This window comes from Oceanobacillus jeddahensis (genome assembly GCF_000750635.1).
GTDB classification, from domain to species: domain Bacteria; phylum Bacillota; class Bacilli; order Bacillales; family Amphibacillaceae; genus Oceanobacillus; species Oceanobacillus jeddahense.
On the sequence record NZ_CCDM010000001.1, the window covers coordinates 261,266 to 276,282 of the forward strand.

General features: G+C 38.2%; 12 protein-coding genes. 7 read left to right on the top strand and 5 right to left on the bottom strand.

The genetic code is table 11. The features are described 5' to 3' along the window. Positions 1-13: 13 nt before the first annotated feature. Genes menC through BN986_RS01245 form a run of 4 tightly spaced genes read right to left on the bottom strand, consistent with a single transcriptional unit; the run spans position 14 to position 3,943 of the window. Positions 14-1,120, bottom strand: a complete 1,107-nt coding sequence (gene menC / locus BN986_RS01230) for an o-succinylbenzoate synthase (RefSeq protein WP_040977830.1) — start codon at positions 1,118-1,120, stop codon at positions 14-16. Then, entirely contained in the window at positions 1,117-1,935 is an 819-nt protein-coding gene (locus BN986_RS01235) for a GNAT family N-acetyltransferase (RefSeq protein WP_040977831.1), read from the bottom strand. The genes menC and BN986_RS01235 overlap by 4 nt, the downstream gene beginning before the upstream one ends. Next, complete coding sequence (locus BN986_RS01240; RefSeq protein ID WP_052400569.1) at positions 1,932-3,083, bottom strand: amidohydrolase; 1,152 nt, start codon at positions 3,081-3,083, stop codon at positions 1,932-1,934. Before BN986_RS01240 ends, BN986_RS01235 begins: the two co-directional genes overlap by 4 nt. Then, entirely contained in the window at positions 3,074-3,943 is an 870-nt protein-coding gene (locus tag BN986_RS01245; protein ID WP_040977833.1) for a MurR/RpiR family transcriptional regulator, read from the bottom strand. Before BN986_RS01245 ends, BN986_RS01240 begins: the two co-directional genes overlap by 10 nt. A 227-nt stretch (positions 3,944-4,170) precedes the next feature. On the opposite strand from BN986_RS01245, the gene BN986_RS01250 reads away from it, so the two are divergent. The 5 genes from BN986_RS01250 (at position 4,171) to BN986_RS01265 (ending at position 11,536) form a co-directional block, all read left to right on the top strand. Beyond that, the gene (locus BN986_RS01250; RefSeq protein WP_040977834.1) at positions 4,171-5,376 is read left to right on the top strand and encodes a hypothetical protein; all 1,206 of its coding nucleotides are present in this window, start codon (positions 4,171-4,173) and stop codon (positions 5,374-5,376) included. A gap of 230 nt (positions 5,377-5,606) precedes the next feature. Then, positions 5,607-7,202, top strand: coding sequence for a glutathione ABC transporter substrate-binding protein (locus BN986_RS01255; protein ID WP_040977835.1), 1,596 nt, complete (start codon positions 5,607-5,609; stop codon positions 7,200-7,202). Between the two features lie 55 nt (positions 7,203-7,257). Further along, positions 7,258-7,395 (top strand): hypothetical protein, encoded by a 138-nt coding sequence (locus tag BN986_RS26845; RefSeq protein WP_157037060.1) that lies wholly within the window; start codon positions 7,258-7,260, stop codon positions 7,393-7,395. Positions 7,396-7,424: 29 nt separating this feature from the next. Then, entirely contained in the window at positions 7,425-10,448 is a 3,024-nt protein-coding gene (locus tag BN986_RS01260; protein WP_040977836.1) for a M14 family metallopeptidase, read from the top strand. A gap of 512 nt (positions 10,449-10,960) precedes the next feature. Next, positions 10,961-11,536, top strand: a complete 576-nt coding sequence (locus tag BN986_RS01265) for a hypothetical protein (RefSeq protein ID WP_040977837.1) — start codon at positions 10,961-10,963, stop codon at positions 11,534-11,536. Between the two features lie 101 nt (positions 11,537-11,637). On the opposite strand, the gene BN986_RS01270 is transcribed toward BN986_RS01265, so the two are convergent. Beyond that, the gene (locus BN986_RS01270) at positions 11,638-12,402 is read right to left on the bottom strand and encodes a DeoR/GlpR family DNA-binding transcription regulator (protein WP_040977838.1); all 765 of its coding nucleotides are present in this window, start codon (positions 12,400-12,402) and stop codon (positions 11,638-11,640) included. 246 nt (positions 12,403-12,648) lie between these two features. Between BN986_RS01270 and BN986_RS01275 the strand changes: the two genes are divergently transcribed. Together BN986_RS01275 and BN986_RS01280 are read left to right on the top strand one after the other, a co-directional pair. Continuing rightward, the gene (locus tag BN986_RS01275) at positions 12,649-13,401 is read left to right on the top strand and encodes an ABC transporter ATP-binding protein (protein WP_040977839.1); all 753 of its coding nucleotides are present in this window, start codon (positions 12,649-12,651) and stop codon (positions 13,399-13,401) included. After that, positions 13,394-15,016 carry an ABC transporter permease subunit gene (locus BN986_RS01280; RefSeq protein WP_040977840.1) on the top strand — a complete coding sequence of 541 codons (1,623 nt, stop codon included), beginning with the start codon at positions 13,394-13,396 and terminating at the stop codon, positions 15,014-15,016. The genes BN986_RS01275 and BN986_RS01280 overlap by 8 nt, the downstream gene beginning before the upstream one ends. Position 15,017 lies beyond the last annotated feature (1 nt).

The window sequence follows — 15,017 nt, forward strand, 5'->3', positions numbered from 1 at the left end:
GGGACGATCCTCCTTATCTATAAACTTTCTTCGCGTAGGTATAAGCTTCAACAGCTTCCCGATCTACTTCATAACCGATTCCAGCTTTTGTTGGGACGGTGATATAACCATTTTCTGCAACAACTTCTGGGGTGATAATATCTTTTTCCCAATAGCGGCTGGATCCAGCAGTGTCACCAGGTAAAACAAAGTTGGATAAGGTTGTTAAAGCAATATTATGAGAGCGGCCGATACCCGACTCGAGCATGCCACCGCACCATACTGGGATATCATTTTCTACACAGTAATCATGAATTTTCTTCGCTTCAGTTAAGCCGCCGACACGTCCAATTTTGATATTAATAATTTTTGTGCTTCCAAGCTCAACTGCTTTTCGTGCATCTTCCAGGGAATGGATACTTTCATCTAAACAGATTGGTGTTTTGAGTTCTTTTTGCAATTGAGCATGATCAATAATATCGTCAGATGCCAAAGGCTGTTCAATCATAGTCAGGCCATATTCATCTAATTGTTTTAATAGCTCGATATCTTCTAAACGATAGGCGGAGTTAGCGTCTGCCATGATTGCTGTATCCGGGAATTTTTCGCGTAATGTACGTATTACATTGATGTCCCAGCCAGGCTTGATTTTTACTTTCATACGTTTATAGCCTTCTTCAATGTAACCCTCTACTAAAGCGGTGAGCTCAGCAATGGATTTTTGGATGCCAATACTGATGCCGACTTCAATCTTTTCTTTTTCACCGCCCAGTGCTTCTGCCAAAGACTGGTTGGTTTGTTGTGCGTAAATATCCCAAACAGCTCCTTCGAGTGTCGATTTTGCCATATTATTTTTTCGAATAGCAGCAAAGATTTCGTTTACTTCATCCGGATGTTTTAATTCTGTATTTAAGATAAGCGGGATTAAAAAATCCTCCAGTATATGCCAGTTGGTTTGCAATGTTTCTTCGTTATACCATGGGGCGTGGAATGCAACAGATTCTCCCCAGCCGACTGTACCATCTGCATCCTTGGCTTCCAGTAATAAAAAATCTCGGTTTGTAAAGGTCCCGAAGCTGGTTGTGAAAGGTGATTTTAACTTCATTTGCATATGACGGATGGTGACTTCTGTAATTTTCATGATTGTTTTCCTCCAAGGTCTAAGTTATCTTTTTTGACAAAAATATATTCGCCATCACTTTCATGAGGCTTTAACCGCACAGCTACGTAATCTGCTTCAAAGAGTTTTTGGAACAGTTCCCGTGTTTTCATTCTCCAATCCATAGCCAGTTCTTGACTTGCTGCTTTTAATCCCTGGAAATCCTTTGGCACATGGATAGAATAGGAATATTCAGTCAATTTGCGGAGTTCTTTCGCTTTTGTGAAAACGGGCAAACCTTCCTGGTTAAAGGTTAGTGTGTTTAGAGCTGTTGGGTTCTCTGTATTTACGGGTTGTTGCTCCACAACGTATGGACTTTTCAAATGCCAATGGATTTCAAAGCGGTCTGAAGGGAGCCCTTTATTAAAACCATCCTGCATGTTTCCGTAACAATTCTCGATATAGGTGTTACAAATGCCGTTTAGTTTTGTTAAATTAAGATAGGCGTTACGCGTTTCCAAAGGGTCATATGTCCATTTCATCATGTCATAGCCTTTACGGATGGCGATTTCCCGCTGCTTTTGTTTCAGCTTTTTTCCAATGCCCTGAGAACGATAAGCCTGTTCAATGCCAAGCATATGCGAGCAAAGATAACTTTTGCCGTTATCGAAGCCTGCAAACCCATAGCTGAAACCGACTAATTGATCGTCCACGTAAGCACCAACCATGATGCCACCGTTTTTTACGGCCGTAAGAGTCTGATGGGTGGGGATGGTAGTCATTCCCCAAATCCTTCCCTCCAGTTCCTGCATTTGTTCCATCTCGGCCATTGTTTTTAGTTCTTTACATTGAATCATTTTGTATCGCTTCTTTCTGTTTGTTGTAGTGCCAGGACAAGTGCCTTCGTGATAATTTCTGCACCGGTTGGCAGGTATGTTTGATTGAATGTCATTTCTGGATGATGCAGCCCGGGTGTGACGCCGCATCCAAGGCCAAGCATCGTTGTTTGCAGCTGAGGCTTGGAATACGTATAAAAATGAAAATCCTCCCCGCCTGGTGTGATCACTTCCGGTGCGCAATTTTCTTCTCCAGCCACTTGGATAATGGCCTGCTTTAAAATGGATTTTGCTGTATCATCTACTTGGGCTGCGGCAATATGAGCATCTACATTGTAATCAATGGAAACATCGTATAATGTGCTTACCGCATCTACTGTTTTTTTAAAGCCAGCTGTCAAAGCATCCATTGTTTCATTCGTTTGTGCACGGGCATCAATGCTAAATGAGGCATTGCCCGGAATGATATTTGTTGACGTACCGCCTGCCTGTATTTGTGTCATTTTAATCGAAGCTGATTCGGCGGGGCTGATCCAAATACGCTTGAGTCCATCAATCAGCGCTGCTGCTGCTTCAATTGCATTCGCCCCCTGCTCTGGTCGTGCTCCGTGTGCTTCTACACCATGAATTTCTCCCGTGAAAAGCTTCGCAGCTCCATGATGTAGTGCCGGTGCGTAGGTGCCTTCCTCTAATTCCATCAGTGGGCGGACATGTGCTCCAAATAGAAATTGAAGCGAGTCGACCACGCCTTGTTCTACAAACGCTTTTGCTCCCTGGGCTTTTTCCTCTGCCGGTTGAAAAAGGATACGGATCGCTCCCGGTAATGTTGGCTCCAGCTCTTTTAATAAGAGAATGACTCCAAGTGCTACGGTCATATGGCCATCATGTCCGCATGAATGGTTCGCTTGGAATGTGCCATCAATCTTTTGCCATAGTGCATCCATATCCGTTCTGAATCCAGCTGTAGGGGTGCCTTTTCCGATATCTACGTATAATCCAGTCATATCATTAAATGTTTGCGGCTCTAACCCTGCCTGACGTAGAAAATCAACAAGATATGCTGTTGTTTCTACTTCATTCCAGCTTATCTCAGGATTCTTATGCAAATGTTCAAAGATTGGCTGTAATTGTTCTGCTAGTTGCTGATTTGTCAATTTTCTCAACTCCATTTATCAGAAATAAAAGTCTTATTAAAGTCATCATAATTCACACGCTGCTTATCATAATAATCCGGGTCAAATGTCATCATTCCGGTTACTACTAAGTTAAGGAAGGAAATAAGAGACGGCATCAAATCAATGGTTGACTTTTCCGTTTGCTCTAAGACAAAAGCATGCGAGCAATGTTCTTGGATCGGTGCCAGCTTGGAATCGGTTATTGCAAGCACCGTTATTGCCCGTTTATGAAGAGCTTCTGCAATATGAATTGGTTCTTTAAAGTAACGGTGTAAGGAGATAGCGATGACGACATCATCTTCATCGATTTCCTGCATCGTGCGAATAAGCTCTGGTGTTTCTGTATGAATAATCGATACATTTGGTCGCAAAATATTTAATGTAAAATGTAGCCACTGTGCGGGAAACTGTGATGCACCAGCCCCGATAATATAGATGTTTTTTGCTTCATGTAATTGATGTGTTGCTTTATAAAATAATTCCTTATCCATTTGTTTAGCAATTCTGTCAATTTGGGCGATGTCTTTTTCCATTGCCTTTTCAATAAGATGCTGGTCATTAAAAAGCTTCTTTTTTGCAGAAAAATAATTTCCAAGTGTACTGACAGTGTTTTGATCAAAAACGTATAAAGTTATTTTCTTTTGCAACTCGGCATAGCCTTCGAGTCCAAGTGTATAACAGAAGCGGATAACGGTTGTTTCGCTTGTTTCGGCTTTGTTTCCAACTTCAGCTGCAGAATGTGTTCCAACAAAGGTTGGATTATTTAATACGAAGTTTGCTACCTTCTGTTGCTTCTTTGATAAAGCATTAAAATGGGTTTCAATCAAATCTTTAATTGGTTGGATTTCTTTCAAAAAGAAGTCCCTCCTTCATTTTTAAATGAAAAGAAGTTTAAACTTTTTAAAACCTTATCATAAATGTGGAAAGATAACAAGTAATTTTCAGAAAAAATAATATAGAGACATTATTTTGAATGTATACGTGACTAGTAAAGAAGTTTCGTTTTGGCAGGGAAGTGTTTAAACATGTCACTTTTCGGCTAAAAGAACATAGACATTTCTAAAATTGAGGTGAGTAAAATTTGAGTGAAACAACAAGTTACATCGGTCTAATTACTGCACCGGGCTATCCAAATGAAATAGGAGCCAGGCTAAATGAGGAGCTGCCTTCACTGCTGAGCTATTATGTAAAAGAAGAAATAGAATGGAAAATTGATTATATAGAAGATCCTTTACTTGGTGGTGCCGCAAATTCTAAAGAAGTACTGAAGGCCACGAAGAAAAAGAAAGAAGAAAAGGGTTGGGATTATGCTATTTGTATGACCGATATTCCTTTGTTTATCGAAAAACGTATGATTGTTGCAGAGGCAAACGAGGATGAAAATATAGCGCTGATCAGTATGCCTAGTTTCGGTTCGACCTTTATGATTAAACGTTTGCGAGAGTCCATCATGCAGCTGGTGAATGAAATGTATTATGGAAGTTCGGATGCAGCTCGGGAGAAGTCTGCAGAACGTATTGAGTCAAAGCGTAGTAAACACAAGGATATTGATATAAATGATTCCAAAAATTTGATGACGAGCAAATTTCTTGGTTGGCTGTCTCCATTGAAGCGTGAAGCACCAGCTGATGAGGAAGAGGAATATATGGATGTCCGTTTTACAGTGGGGCGTCGGGGAAGTATTTCTATTCGTTTGCTAGGGGGAATGATACGGGCAAATCGTCCGTGGAATATGTTTCCTGCATTTTTAAAAATTCTAACTATTGCTTTTGCGACAGGGTCCTATGCCCTTGTTTTCCCTACATTATGGCTATTAAGTGAGCATTATACTATTTTTAGAATGTGTTTACTTACCATTTTTTCGGTAATAGCAATGACATTGTGGATTATTTTAATTCACCGGTTATGGGAGAGAAAACGGGATCAGCATAATAATTACACGAGGAAGCTTTATAACGCAACGACGTTTTTAACTTTGTTGATTACCGTCTGTATTTACTATATCATGCTATTCTGTTTATTCCTGGTCGGCGTGTTTGTATTTATTCCGATGGGGATGCTTGAGGACCAGCTTTCGAGTGATCCAGGTTTAATTAATTATTTCTATATTGCCTGGATTGCTGCCAGTGTATCTACAGTAATAGGGGCGCTAGGTACGGCATTAGAGGATGAAGATGTTGTACTGAATGCTACTTATGGTTATCGTCAAAGACAGCGACATGAGAGGTTAAAAAAGAAAAGAGAAAACGAAGAGGATGAAAATAAAGAGGATTCATTTACGAAATAATAAGGAGAAAAAGGGCTGGCTTCAGTTTTGGGGTTGGTCTTTTTTTACGCGATAGCTTTTTCAATGGATAGCTACATAAATAATTTTCATGTTTATATAAAAACCTAATTACAGAACTATGAACATCCAATTTAAATCATTTAGGAGTAATTTTCAAAATTAATTTGCTATTAAAATTATTCTCATATACACTAAAGTATATAAATTTTACTAACATAAGGGGGAAAGAAATGATCTCATCGAAAAGGATTTTTAATATTTTATTTTTAATCGTAGTGAGTATACTTATTACAGCCTGTGCAAGTGAACCTGAAAATACCAGTGAAGGTAATGCGGAGGGCGACACTACAGGCGAAGAAGGAGGGGACTTGGTTATTGCAAAGGTCTCTGATGCAGTATCACTAGATCCTAATGGTTCTAACGATATTCCTTCTTATGACGTTCAAAGAAATATCTTTGAAACTTTAGTAAAGCAAGATGAAGAAATGGAGCTTGTTCCAGGTCTTGCGACAGAATGGGAAAATGTAGAAGATAACGTATGGGAGTTCAAACTGCGTGAAGGGATAACCTTCCATGACGGGTCTCCATTTAATGCAGAGGTAGCAAAAGCAAATATTGAACGTATTATCGACCCGGACGTTGGATCATCCCAAAGTGCGATGTTTGAAATGATTACGAACATTGAAGTAGTCGATGAATATACAATAGCTATTGAAACGGAGTATCCGTTTGCTCCACTGCCTGCTCATTTGGCTCACCCAGTCAGTGGAATGGTTTCTTTAGAGGTGGTTGAAGAAGACTATGAAGCAATGGAAAATGGTGAAGCACCCGGAAGTGTTATCAATTCCAATCCAATAGGAACAGGATATTTTTTATTTGACGAATGGAAGACTGGCGAATATGTACGTTTAGTGAAAAATGAAGACTATTGGGATGGAACCGCTTTACTAGATTCCGTGACATTCAAAGTCGTTTCTGAAGATTTGACGCGCATTGCTGAATTAAACACGGGAGATAGTCATATCTCCACGCCGCTTAGCCCTTCAGATGTTGCCCAGGTGGAGTCCACTGATGGCGTATCTGTAAATCAACAAAGCAGTGTGAGTTATGCCTATATTGGATTTAATATGGAAAAGGAACCATTTGATGACCAGCGCGTACGTCAGGCAGTTTCAATGGCGGTGGAAAAAGAGCAGATTATTGATGGCATTTATGATGGTTATGGAGCGTTGGCCAATGGACCAATCCCTCCAGATTTACAAGGGCATGATGAGAACGTCAAGGACTTGGAATATGATGTAGAAAAAGCGAAAGAATTATTAGCAGAAGCCGGATATGAAGATGGTTTTTCTACAACGATCTGGACAAATGATGATCGGGAGAGGGTAGATACCGCTACGAACGTTCAAGCACAACTGGCCGAAATAGGTGTTGATGCGGAAGTGGAGGTGTTGGAATGGGGAGCGTATCTTGAGAAAACAGCAAATGGAGAACATGATATGTTTGTACTTGGCTGGGTAACTGGTACAGGTGATGCCGATTATTCTGTATACCCGCTATTTCATTCCGATAGCGTTGGTTCTCCAGGGAATCGAACCTTTACAGAAGACGATGAATTGGACAACTTAATTGTGGAAGCCCGTCAAATGACAGACGAAAATAAACGAATGGACCTTTACAGTCAAATACAGGAAAAGTTAGTTGATATAGCTCCAACTATTAATATTAATTTTCAGGAATACTTAATGGCTGTCCGTGATGAAGTGAAAGGACTGTCACAGCTTCCTACCCAATATCTGCAATTGAAAGATGTGTATATAGAATAAATAAAAAGGACAACTTCTAAAAGCATCCCACTGTTGTAGTGGGATGCTTTGTAACATGGCGGGAAAGTATACAAAAATGATGGATTTAAAGGAACTTTCACCTGATTCCCTGCATCATGCGGAAACGGTGAAGTCAAACTGTATTTTTGCTGACAAAGAGCAAGCGGATACCAGTTTTTCTAACATAAATTGAATAATTCTACATAAGGGCATGGTGATAGCGTGAAAGATTTAAGAGACATGTGGGAAATCGGCGGTCTTATTGAAGATCAGAATAAAGATAAGGTAGCTGACCGGGTAAATATATGGTGTGATTTAAATGGGGAGATATATCCGGAGGGCTTCATCGACTTTTGTGCCAGACTTGGCTTTGAAACTGCCAGTCTTTCTTTTGATTTCCTACAGAAAAACAATCGTTATTCTAATCAATTATCTTTTGTAAAAGACGACGAGGATACTTCTGTGGAGTGGAATAGGAACCATTTGCTGGTTCATTATCAAAATGAAGAGGAGGTATCGACATTATTACGATTTTTGGCTGGGAGCTGGCATCGGAATTTTATAACTGGTGATACTCCGGTCCCAAAAATAAAGTTGAATGAAAATAAAATCATTATAGAATTGCAAGACGGCGGCATTCAAGTTGCTCCCGTTGAACCTGTGAACACTGCTGTTTCTGAAAAAACATATGGGGTAGGCAGTTTAACAGAAATCTGGAATGAGCTTGGATTCATGCATGACGGGAAAGCAAGTCCAACGAACAGCCATAACATTATATTTTTAACCGGGGATAGTCTGGAACATCATTCTTGGATTGAAATTTACTACGGGGCTTCCCGAATAGGGATGGAATCGACGGCATTGAGATTTCCAATTACCGGGATAGAGTTATCAAACGCATTGAAGTTCCATTTTCAACCCGACGAATCTAAAAATGCAAGCATACAATTGGACGGAAATGTTATTCAATTTACAGGAGAAAGTAAATCATTAACAAATGCCATTTCTTATTTTTTCCGGGAAAAGCATTGGGCGTTTGGTGGTCATTTTGGGTGCTGGGAAAGGCAATTTAAAAAGTCGGACAATCAGGATGAATCTCTTTTTCAGGTTACCTGGGAAGATGAAGGAGAGAGACAAGAGCTTTATAATAAAATTGCAGAATGGAACAGCAGTATGAAAGATAAAAAAGATCTGGATTTGAATATATTTATTTCAGAATCCAGTGTGATACGAAAAGGTATTAAAAAGGATATTGTAAATACATTTCCACAGGCAAGGGTATCGGTTCGTTCTGCATTTAAGCCGGGCTATTTCTGGTTGACGGAAGAAGTATTGCCAAATCTGTTGGAGATCCGGAAACAGATTGGATCAGTTACCATCAATTGCCTGAAAGAAGAGAGGGAAGATGGACTGGAATTGCCGATTCGATGGATTCAGGAGCTTTATCCAGTGGACGAAGTGATGGCGCAGGAGCTGCAAATCGATTCATCCTTCATCGATTTTAAACTGTGTGAAACCTTAGATTTAGATGCTACATATGAAGTGATTGTAAAAGACCTCCATGGTCATCCGCTTTATAAAGATCACATCGTTATCCCGGTATCTAAAGTACCGTATGTGGAGGAAGGAAAATATAGTTATCCTGTAACGGCCTCTCTGTCTGTTTATGAAGGCGGGAGCCAAACTTTCCAGCACTTTTTTCTGACAGACCGGGAACGATTCTATACATTTTATACAGAGGATATTTTATCGAAACTATGGGAAAAGGCAGATCGTTCTTCTGAAAACAGTGGATTCTTAAGACCTTTATTTGACCGGATTGAGATAAATGTTGAAATGAGTGAAGAAGAGTTAAAATTGCCAGTAAAGGAGGAAAGAATATCTTCACTGGAAGCATTACATGAAGATCTATATTTTAACACGTTGGATTATTTCCTTATCAAAGGAGAGCAAACTGTTGGAAAAGGATATACAGCGCCTGGGGGCATCTACCCTTTTATCAGAGTAAAAGAGGGCGTCAAACCGAAAGCTGAAATAACTGCGTATAAATGGTTAGATACAACCAGAGAACCCATTTTAACTGAGCAATTGCTTTTTACTAACGAGCAGAGAACACCTGCTGAAGTGAAATACCGGGTTGGGAAAGAGCGAGGTTTGATAAAGGAAGAAGTCTCCGGGCATGTGCATATGGAAGAAATACCAGAGGATCTTCCCCGTCCAATGAAAGCGAATTTTCACACATGGATTGCTGATTATTCGTATCGACATAAGCCAATCTATGTATATGAAATTTTTGCGAATACAAAGGAGAGTTATTATTCAGCTATTAAACTAACTGCTAATAAACCAACTGTACTGATAGAAACCGGACATCATGCTAATGAAGTATCCAGTATGCCTGCAGTTGCCGAATTAATGGATGAAATCACAGAACAATATTCCTCTATCTTAAAAAATGTAAACTTGGTAATCATTCCTCGTGCTAATCCTGACGGAACCGAATTACATAACCGGATGATTGCTGATAATCCGGAGTGGAAGCATCATGCTGCAAGGTATAATGCGGTGGGGCTTGAATATTCCGATGTTAGATATAAGGACACTATTTTTGGTGAGGGAAATGTGGTACCGAAAATTATGAATCGCTGGGCACCTGATGTAGTCATTGATAATCATGGGGTACCGAGTCACGAGTGGACGCAGCCGTTTGCGGGGTACCATATACCACCAAGGTTTCATATGTCGTATTGGATTCCCAACTCGATGATTTACGGGATCGCCCGTATGTTAAATGAAAAAAGGTATCCTGGACATGCTGTTGTGTTAGACAGGATTACACACGGTATTCAGCAAAAGGTTAAACAATCTTCTAATATACAGGATATGAATCACTATTGGAGGGAACGGTATAAAAAGTATGGAAATCAATTTATGCCAAAGCTATTTCCAATTGAATTGATGGAGGAGCTTATCTTCTATAAATGGACGACAGAAACAGATGCTTCAAGTACCAGTGCGATCAGCAGATTTCCAGAATGGGTAAGTGCGGATCTTATCTCAGAAGCGGCGGATGAAACAGTTTATGGTAATGCTTTAGAAATCTGCAAAGAAGGACAAAAACGGTTTAATCTGGGGGCGATAGAATGGATTAATAATGATCTGCAAGAAGTTCATCGAAACTATGATGCAGAGGGTATCCGCGTGGAGCGGTCAAGACCGTTAAAGGCTGCCGTTGATTCGAATTAATTTTCTTCATCTGTTTTTCATTATGAGCACGATGAGCCTGAACCTTATGCTGCCGGGGCGTTTGATGTTGAAATAACATTTGATAAGCTGAATGAACTTTGACGAAGAAATTGCGTGCGTTTTATTAACAAATGATCGTGCGCTGTTAACTCCGTTGTACCATTGCAATCTCTGCGTTTTTTAAAGCAGACGTATCTAGTTATAGATAAAATAGAAAAGGATTTTGTCTCGTCCAATGGATGATACAGAATCCTTTTTTTTAAATACAAAAATCAAAAATAGACCTATTTTGTCATTTTATACACCTGATAAATGGAAGGTAATACTAGTTATAATGAATTAATTATAGAAATAATTCATTCATTCATTGAGATTATAGTATAATAGTAGGAGGAAATTTGTTGTGATTTATTGTAGTTTAATTGGAAGTAAGATCTGCGTTATGAAGTCTCAATTTATCGTCTAAAGTAAACAATTCCCCCTTATGCTTTTAGAGGGAGAAAGGAGAGAAAATGGAGAGTGGACCATTGTTTTTGCTGGCAGCAGGATTAATTGTATTTATTCTTTATTTGTTAATAGTTGTTACGAGATTATTTTTTATAAAAAAACAGACGATTACATTTGGCACGGCAAGCTTATTATTCATTAGTTTTATTTTAGTAGCCAGCAGTTTTTATATTGTTTTAACAGAGAAAAACGGGATGGCTGCACTTAAACATATCATGCCTTCTAAAACAGAGCAGTTGGATGCTAAAGGAGAAATGATGCAAGAGCCTGAAGAGAGTATGGATGAAATGAAAGCGGATTCTAATGAGGTGTGCCAACAGAATGAAGATGGATATTTTGTTATTGGAGAATCGGGTTTCCAACTAATAGATGTTTCCCTGTTAGAAGAGGAATGGAACGACCGGGATGAAAAAATGAATGTAGCAGCCAGGTTTTCTTTGAGGGATACTGATTTTATTGTAGTAGAAAATGAGGTGGGCGAAAGTTCTGAAGTGTCTTCTGCAGCACAGTCTAAATTAGAGCTATTAGACAGGAATGCTCTTAAATCGTGTTTATCCAAGTTTGATGAAAGCGGAGAGTAATAGTAAAAGTTGTTTTTACTCTCAATAAAATAATGAATCACATAGTAGAATGAGTAGCCCATTCACCCTAGTATGTGATTCTAGCCTCCTTTTCGCAGAAACTACCCTTCAGAAACCAGCAGCTCCGTCCCTATCTCGTCAAACTGCTGTATGACCCCTTTAGTCACCTTTTTATCCGTCACAATATAATCAATTTCATCCAATCCTGCGATATTTACTGTCACATTCTTTCCAAATTTTGAACTGTCTGCAGCAATATATACCTCCTGAGAAAGGCCAATAATTTTTTTGCGAGCGAGAGCTTCTTCCACATTATAATCTGAAATTCCTTTTTCCATTGTAATTCCGCTTGCACAGATAAATGCTTTTTGTATATTCAATTGATTGAAGTTAAATAAGTAATCATAGGTTACGACAGACCGTTCATTTTTTCTGACTTTCCCACCGATAACGATAAGTTCAATATCACTGTTCATTAATTCAAGTATCACGGGGACGGAATTTGTGATAACGGTTAGGTTTCTTTTTTCCTTAATATATTTTGCAATTTGATAAGTAGTAGAGCCACTATCTAAATAAATACAGTCGCCATCTTCAATAGATGCATTACACTTTTTTGCAATAGCAGCTTTTTCATCTAAGTGACTGGTCATCCGTTCTTCCATGGACGCTTCACCAAACTTTAGCTCTACCAATTTAACACCGCCGTAGATCTTTTTTATTTTTCCTTCTTCAGCAAGGATATTTATATCTCTTCGCAGTGTATCTATAGAAATTCCCATCTCTTCTCGAAGCTCAGGCATTTTCATCACTTTCTTCATCATTAATAAATCAATTATTTTCTTTTGTCTCTCAACTGGAAGCATTTTATCCTCCTTATGTAACGTTTAGATTAGACGATTCTTTAAATATAGTTTACTGACAATTTGCGGGATAATCAATCTGTTTTTACAAAGCCCATCATAAAACATGCATAATATTAGAGTATATAGTTATGATTTATGCATGAATTATGCTAAATATATTCATAATTTACATATTCTTAACAAAACAACTGATTTATCTTAATACTCTTTTTATATGATGGGGGTAACTCAGAGGAGGTGGTCAGTTTGTTAGAGTTAAAAAATATTAGCAAACAATTCGACCAGAAAGTCGTTTTAGAAAATATTGATCTTAAAATCAATAGTGGTGAGATTGTATCATTGCTTGGACCTAGTGGAAGTGGAAAAACAACATTATTGAATATTATCTTGGGATTGACCAAGATCGATCAAGGAAACGTTATTTTTAATGAAGAAGATGTAAGTCATGTAGCGATGAAAAAACGTGGTTTTAATATTGTATTCCAGGACTATGCGCTTTTTCCACATTTAAACGCATATGAAAATATTGTATATGGTTTGCGGAATAAAAAAGATCAGGTATCGGTAGACGAAATCAAGGAATATATTGATTTCTTAGAGCTGACGCCACATCTAAAAAAGCGAATTGGTGAATTATCAGGTGGACAAAAACAACGAGTTGCATTAGCAAGAACGCTTGTTACAAAGCCAAGGCTTCTACTTTTGGACGAGCCGCTAAGTGCATTAGATGGTGTGATTAAGGAATCGATTAAAGAAAGAATTAAATCAATTGCCAAAGAATTTAATCTGACAACAATTATTGTAACGCATGATCCAGAGGAAGCTTTAACAATATCAGATAAGATTTTGATTATTAATCAAGGGAATATTTCGCAGTTTGGAACGCCGTTTGAAATTATTAATCAACCGAAAAATGATTTTGTAAAAGAATTTATTTTGAGACAACTACAAATTAAGCGACAAAATATATATAACTTATTTGGTGAAAAGTATGCATAATGCAAAACCAGAAATGCGAATAATTTTTATCATTATCTTATTACTATTCTTTGCTTTTCTGCTAGCTCCATTGATTATCTTATTTTTTCGATCCTTTATAACAGATGAGGGTGTAGGCTTTTCAAATTATGTTGCTTCTTTATCAAATAACACCTTAATTCATGCGATAGGTAATAGTATCAAAGTTTCAGGTGTTACAGCCATCATTACGACTATACTAGCATTTGCTTTAGCTTATGCAGTGAACTGTACAAAGATCTATCAGCCTTTAAAAGGTGCTGTGAAAGTTGGTATTCTCATTCCGATGTTAATCCCAACAATTACGTATGGATTTGCCCTGATGTATACCTTTGGAAATCAAGGATTATTAACAAAGCTTTTTGGCAGAAATTTATTTGAAATCTACGGTTTTAATGGGTTGCTGATTGGATATGTCATTTATACGTTACCAGCAGCTTTTCTGTTAATCCATAATTCCTTCAAGTATATTGATAAGAAGTTTATCATCGTGTCCAAGCTGATGGGAGATAGAACATTAAGGAGTTTTTTGAATACAGTTATCCGCCCATTACTTGGAGCTTTAGGTGGAGCATTTGTTTTATCTTTTATCCTTAGCTTCACAGACTTTGGGATACCTGCATCTGTTGGTGGGACATATGATGTTGTTGCAACACAGCTTTATCAAGCGATGCTTGGATCTATTCCTGACTTTAGCCAAGGAGCTGTGATTGCCGTACTGATGTTATTTCCAGCAGTAGTAGGTGTTATTCTACTGAACTATTTGGAGAGATTTAATTTTCATTATGATAAATTCAGTGAAACCGAATTAACAGCTAGTAAATTCAGAGACAGTTTTTTTGGCTCTGTATCCACTGTTATTTTACTGGCGATGCTTTCTGTATTCGCAGTAATGTTTATAGCGCCATTTGTAACTGCTTTTCCATACGATTTAAGCTTTACATGGGACCATATTACAGGTGTGTTTCAGTCGAATGATTTGGTTTCGGTTTACAGAAATTCTCTTATTGTTGCAGCATTAACAGCTCTTTTAGGAACTATTATTGCTTATGGAGCAGCGCTTCTTAATGCACGTACATCGTTAAAAGGAAAACAGACCGTAGATATTTTTTCAATGATTACAAATACTGTGCCTGGTATGGTTCTAGGTTTATCTTATCTATTACTTTTTAATGATAGTAGTTTAAAAGGAACCTTTATTATTATTGTTTTATGTAACATCATGCATTACTTTACTACGCCGTATTTAATGGCGAAGAATGCATTAACAAAGATGAACCCAGGTTGGGAAACATCAGGAGAATTGCTCGGTGATAATTGGATTAAAACAATATATCGTGTTATCTTGCCAAACTCTGTAGCTACTGTTTTAGAGATGTTTAGCTATTATTTTATCAATGCAATGGTCACCATCAGTGGTGTTATCTTCCTTGTATCCGCTCAGACAACCGTTGTAGCAAGTAAAATTAATGAACTGCAGCATTTTGCCCAGTTCAATGAAATATTTGTTTTATCTGTACTTATCTTTTTGACCAACTTAGTGGTTAGAGGTCTTTGTGAAGCTTTTCAAAAAAGAGCAGCAATCTATAAAAAGTGAG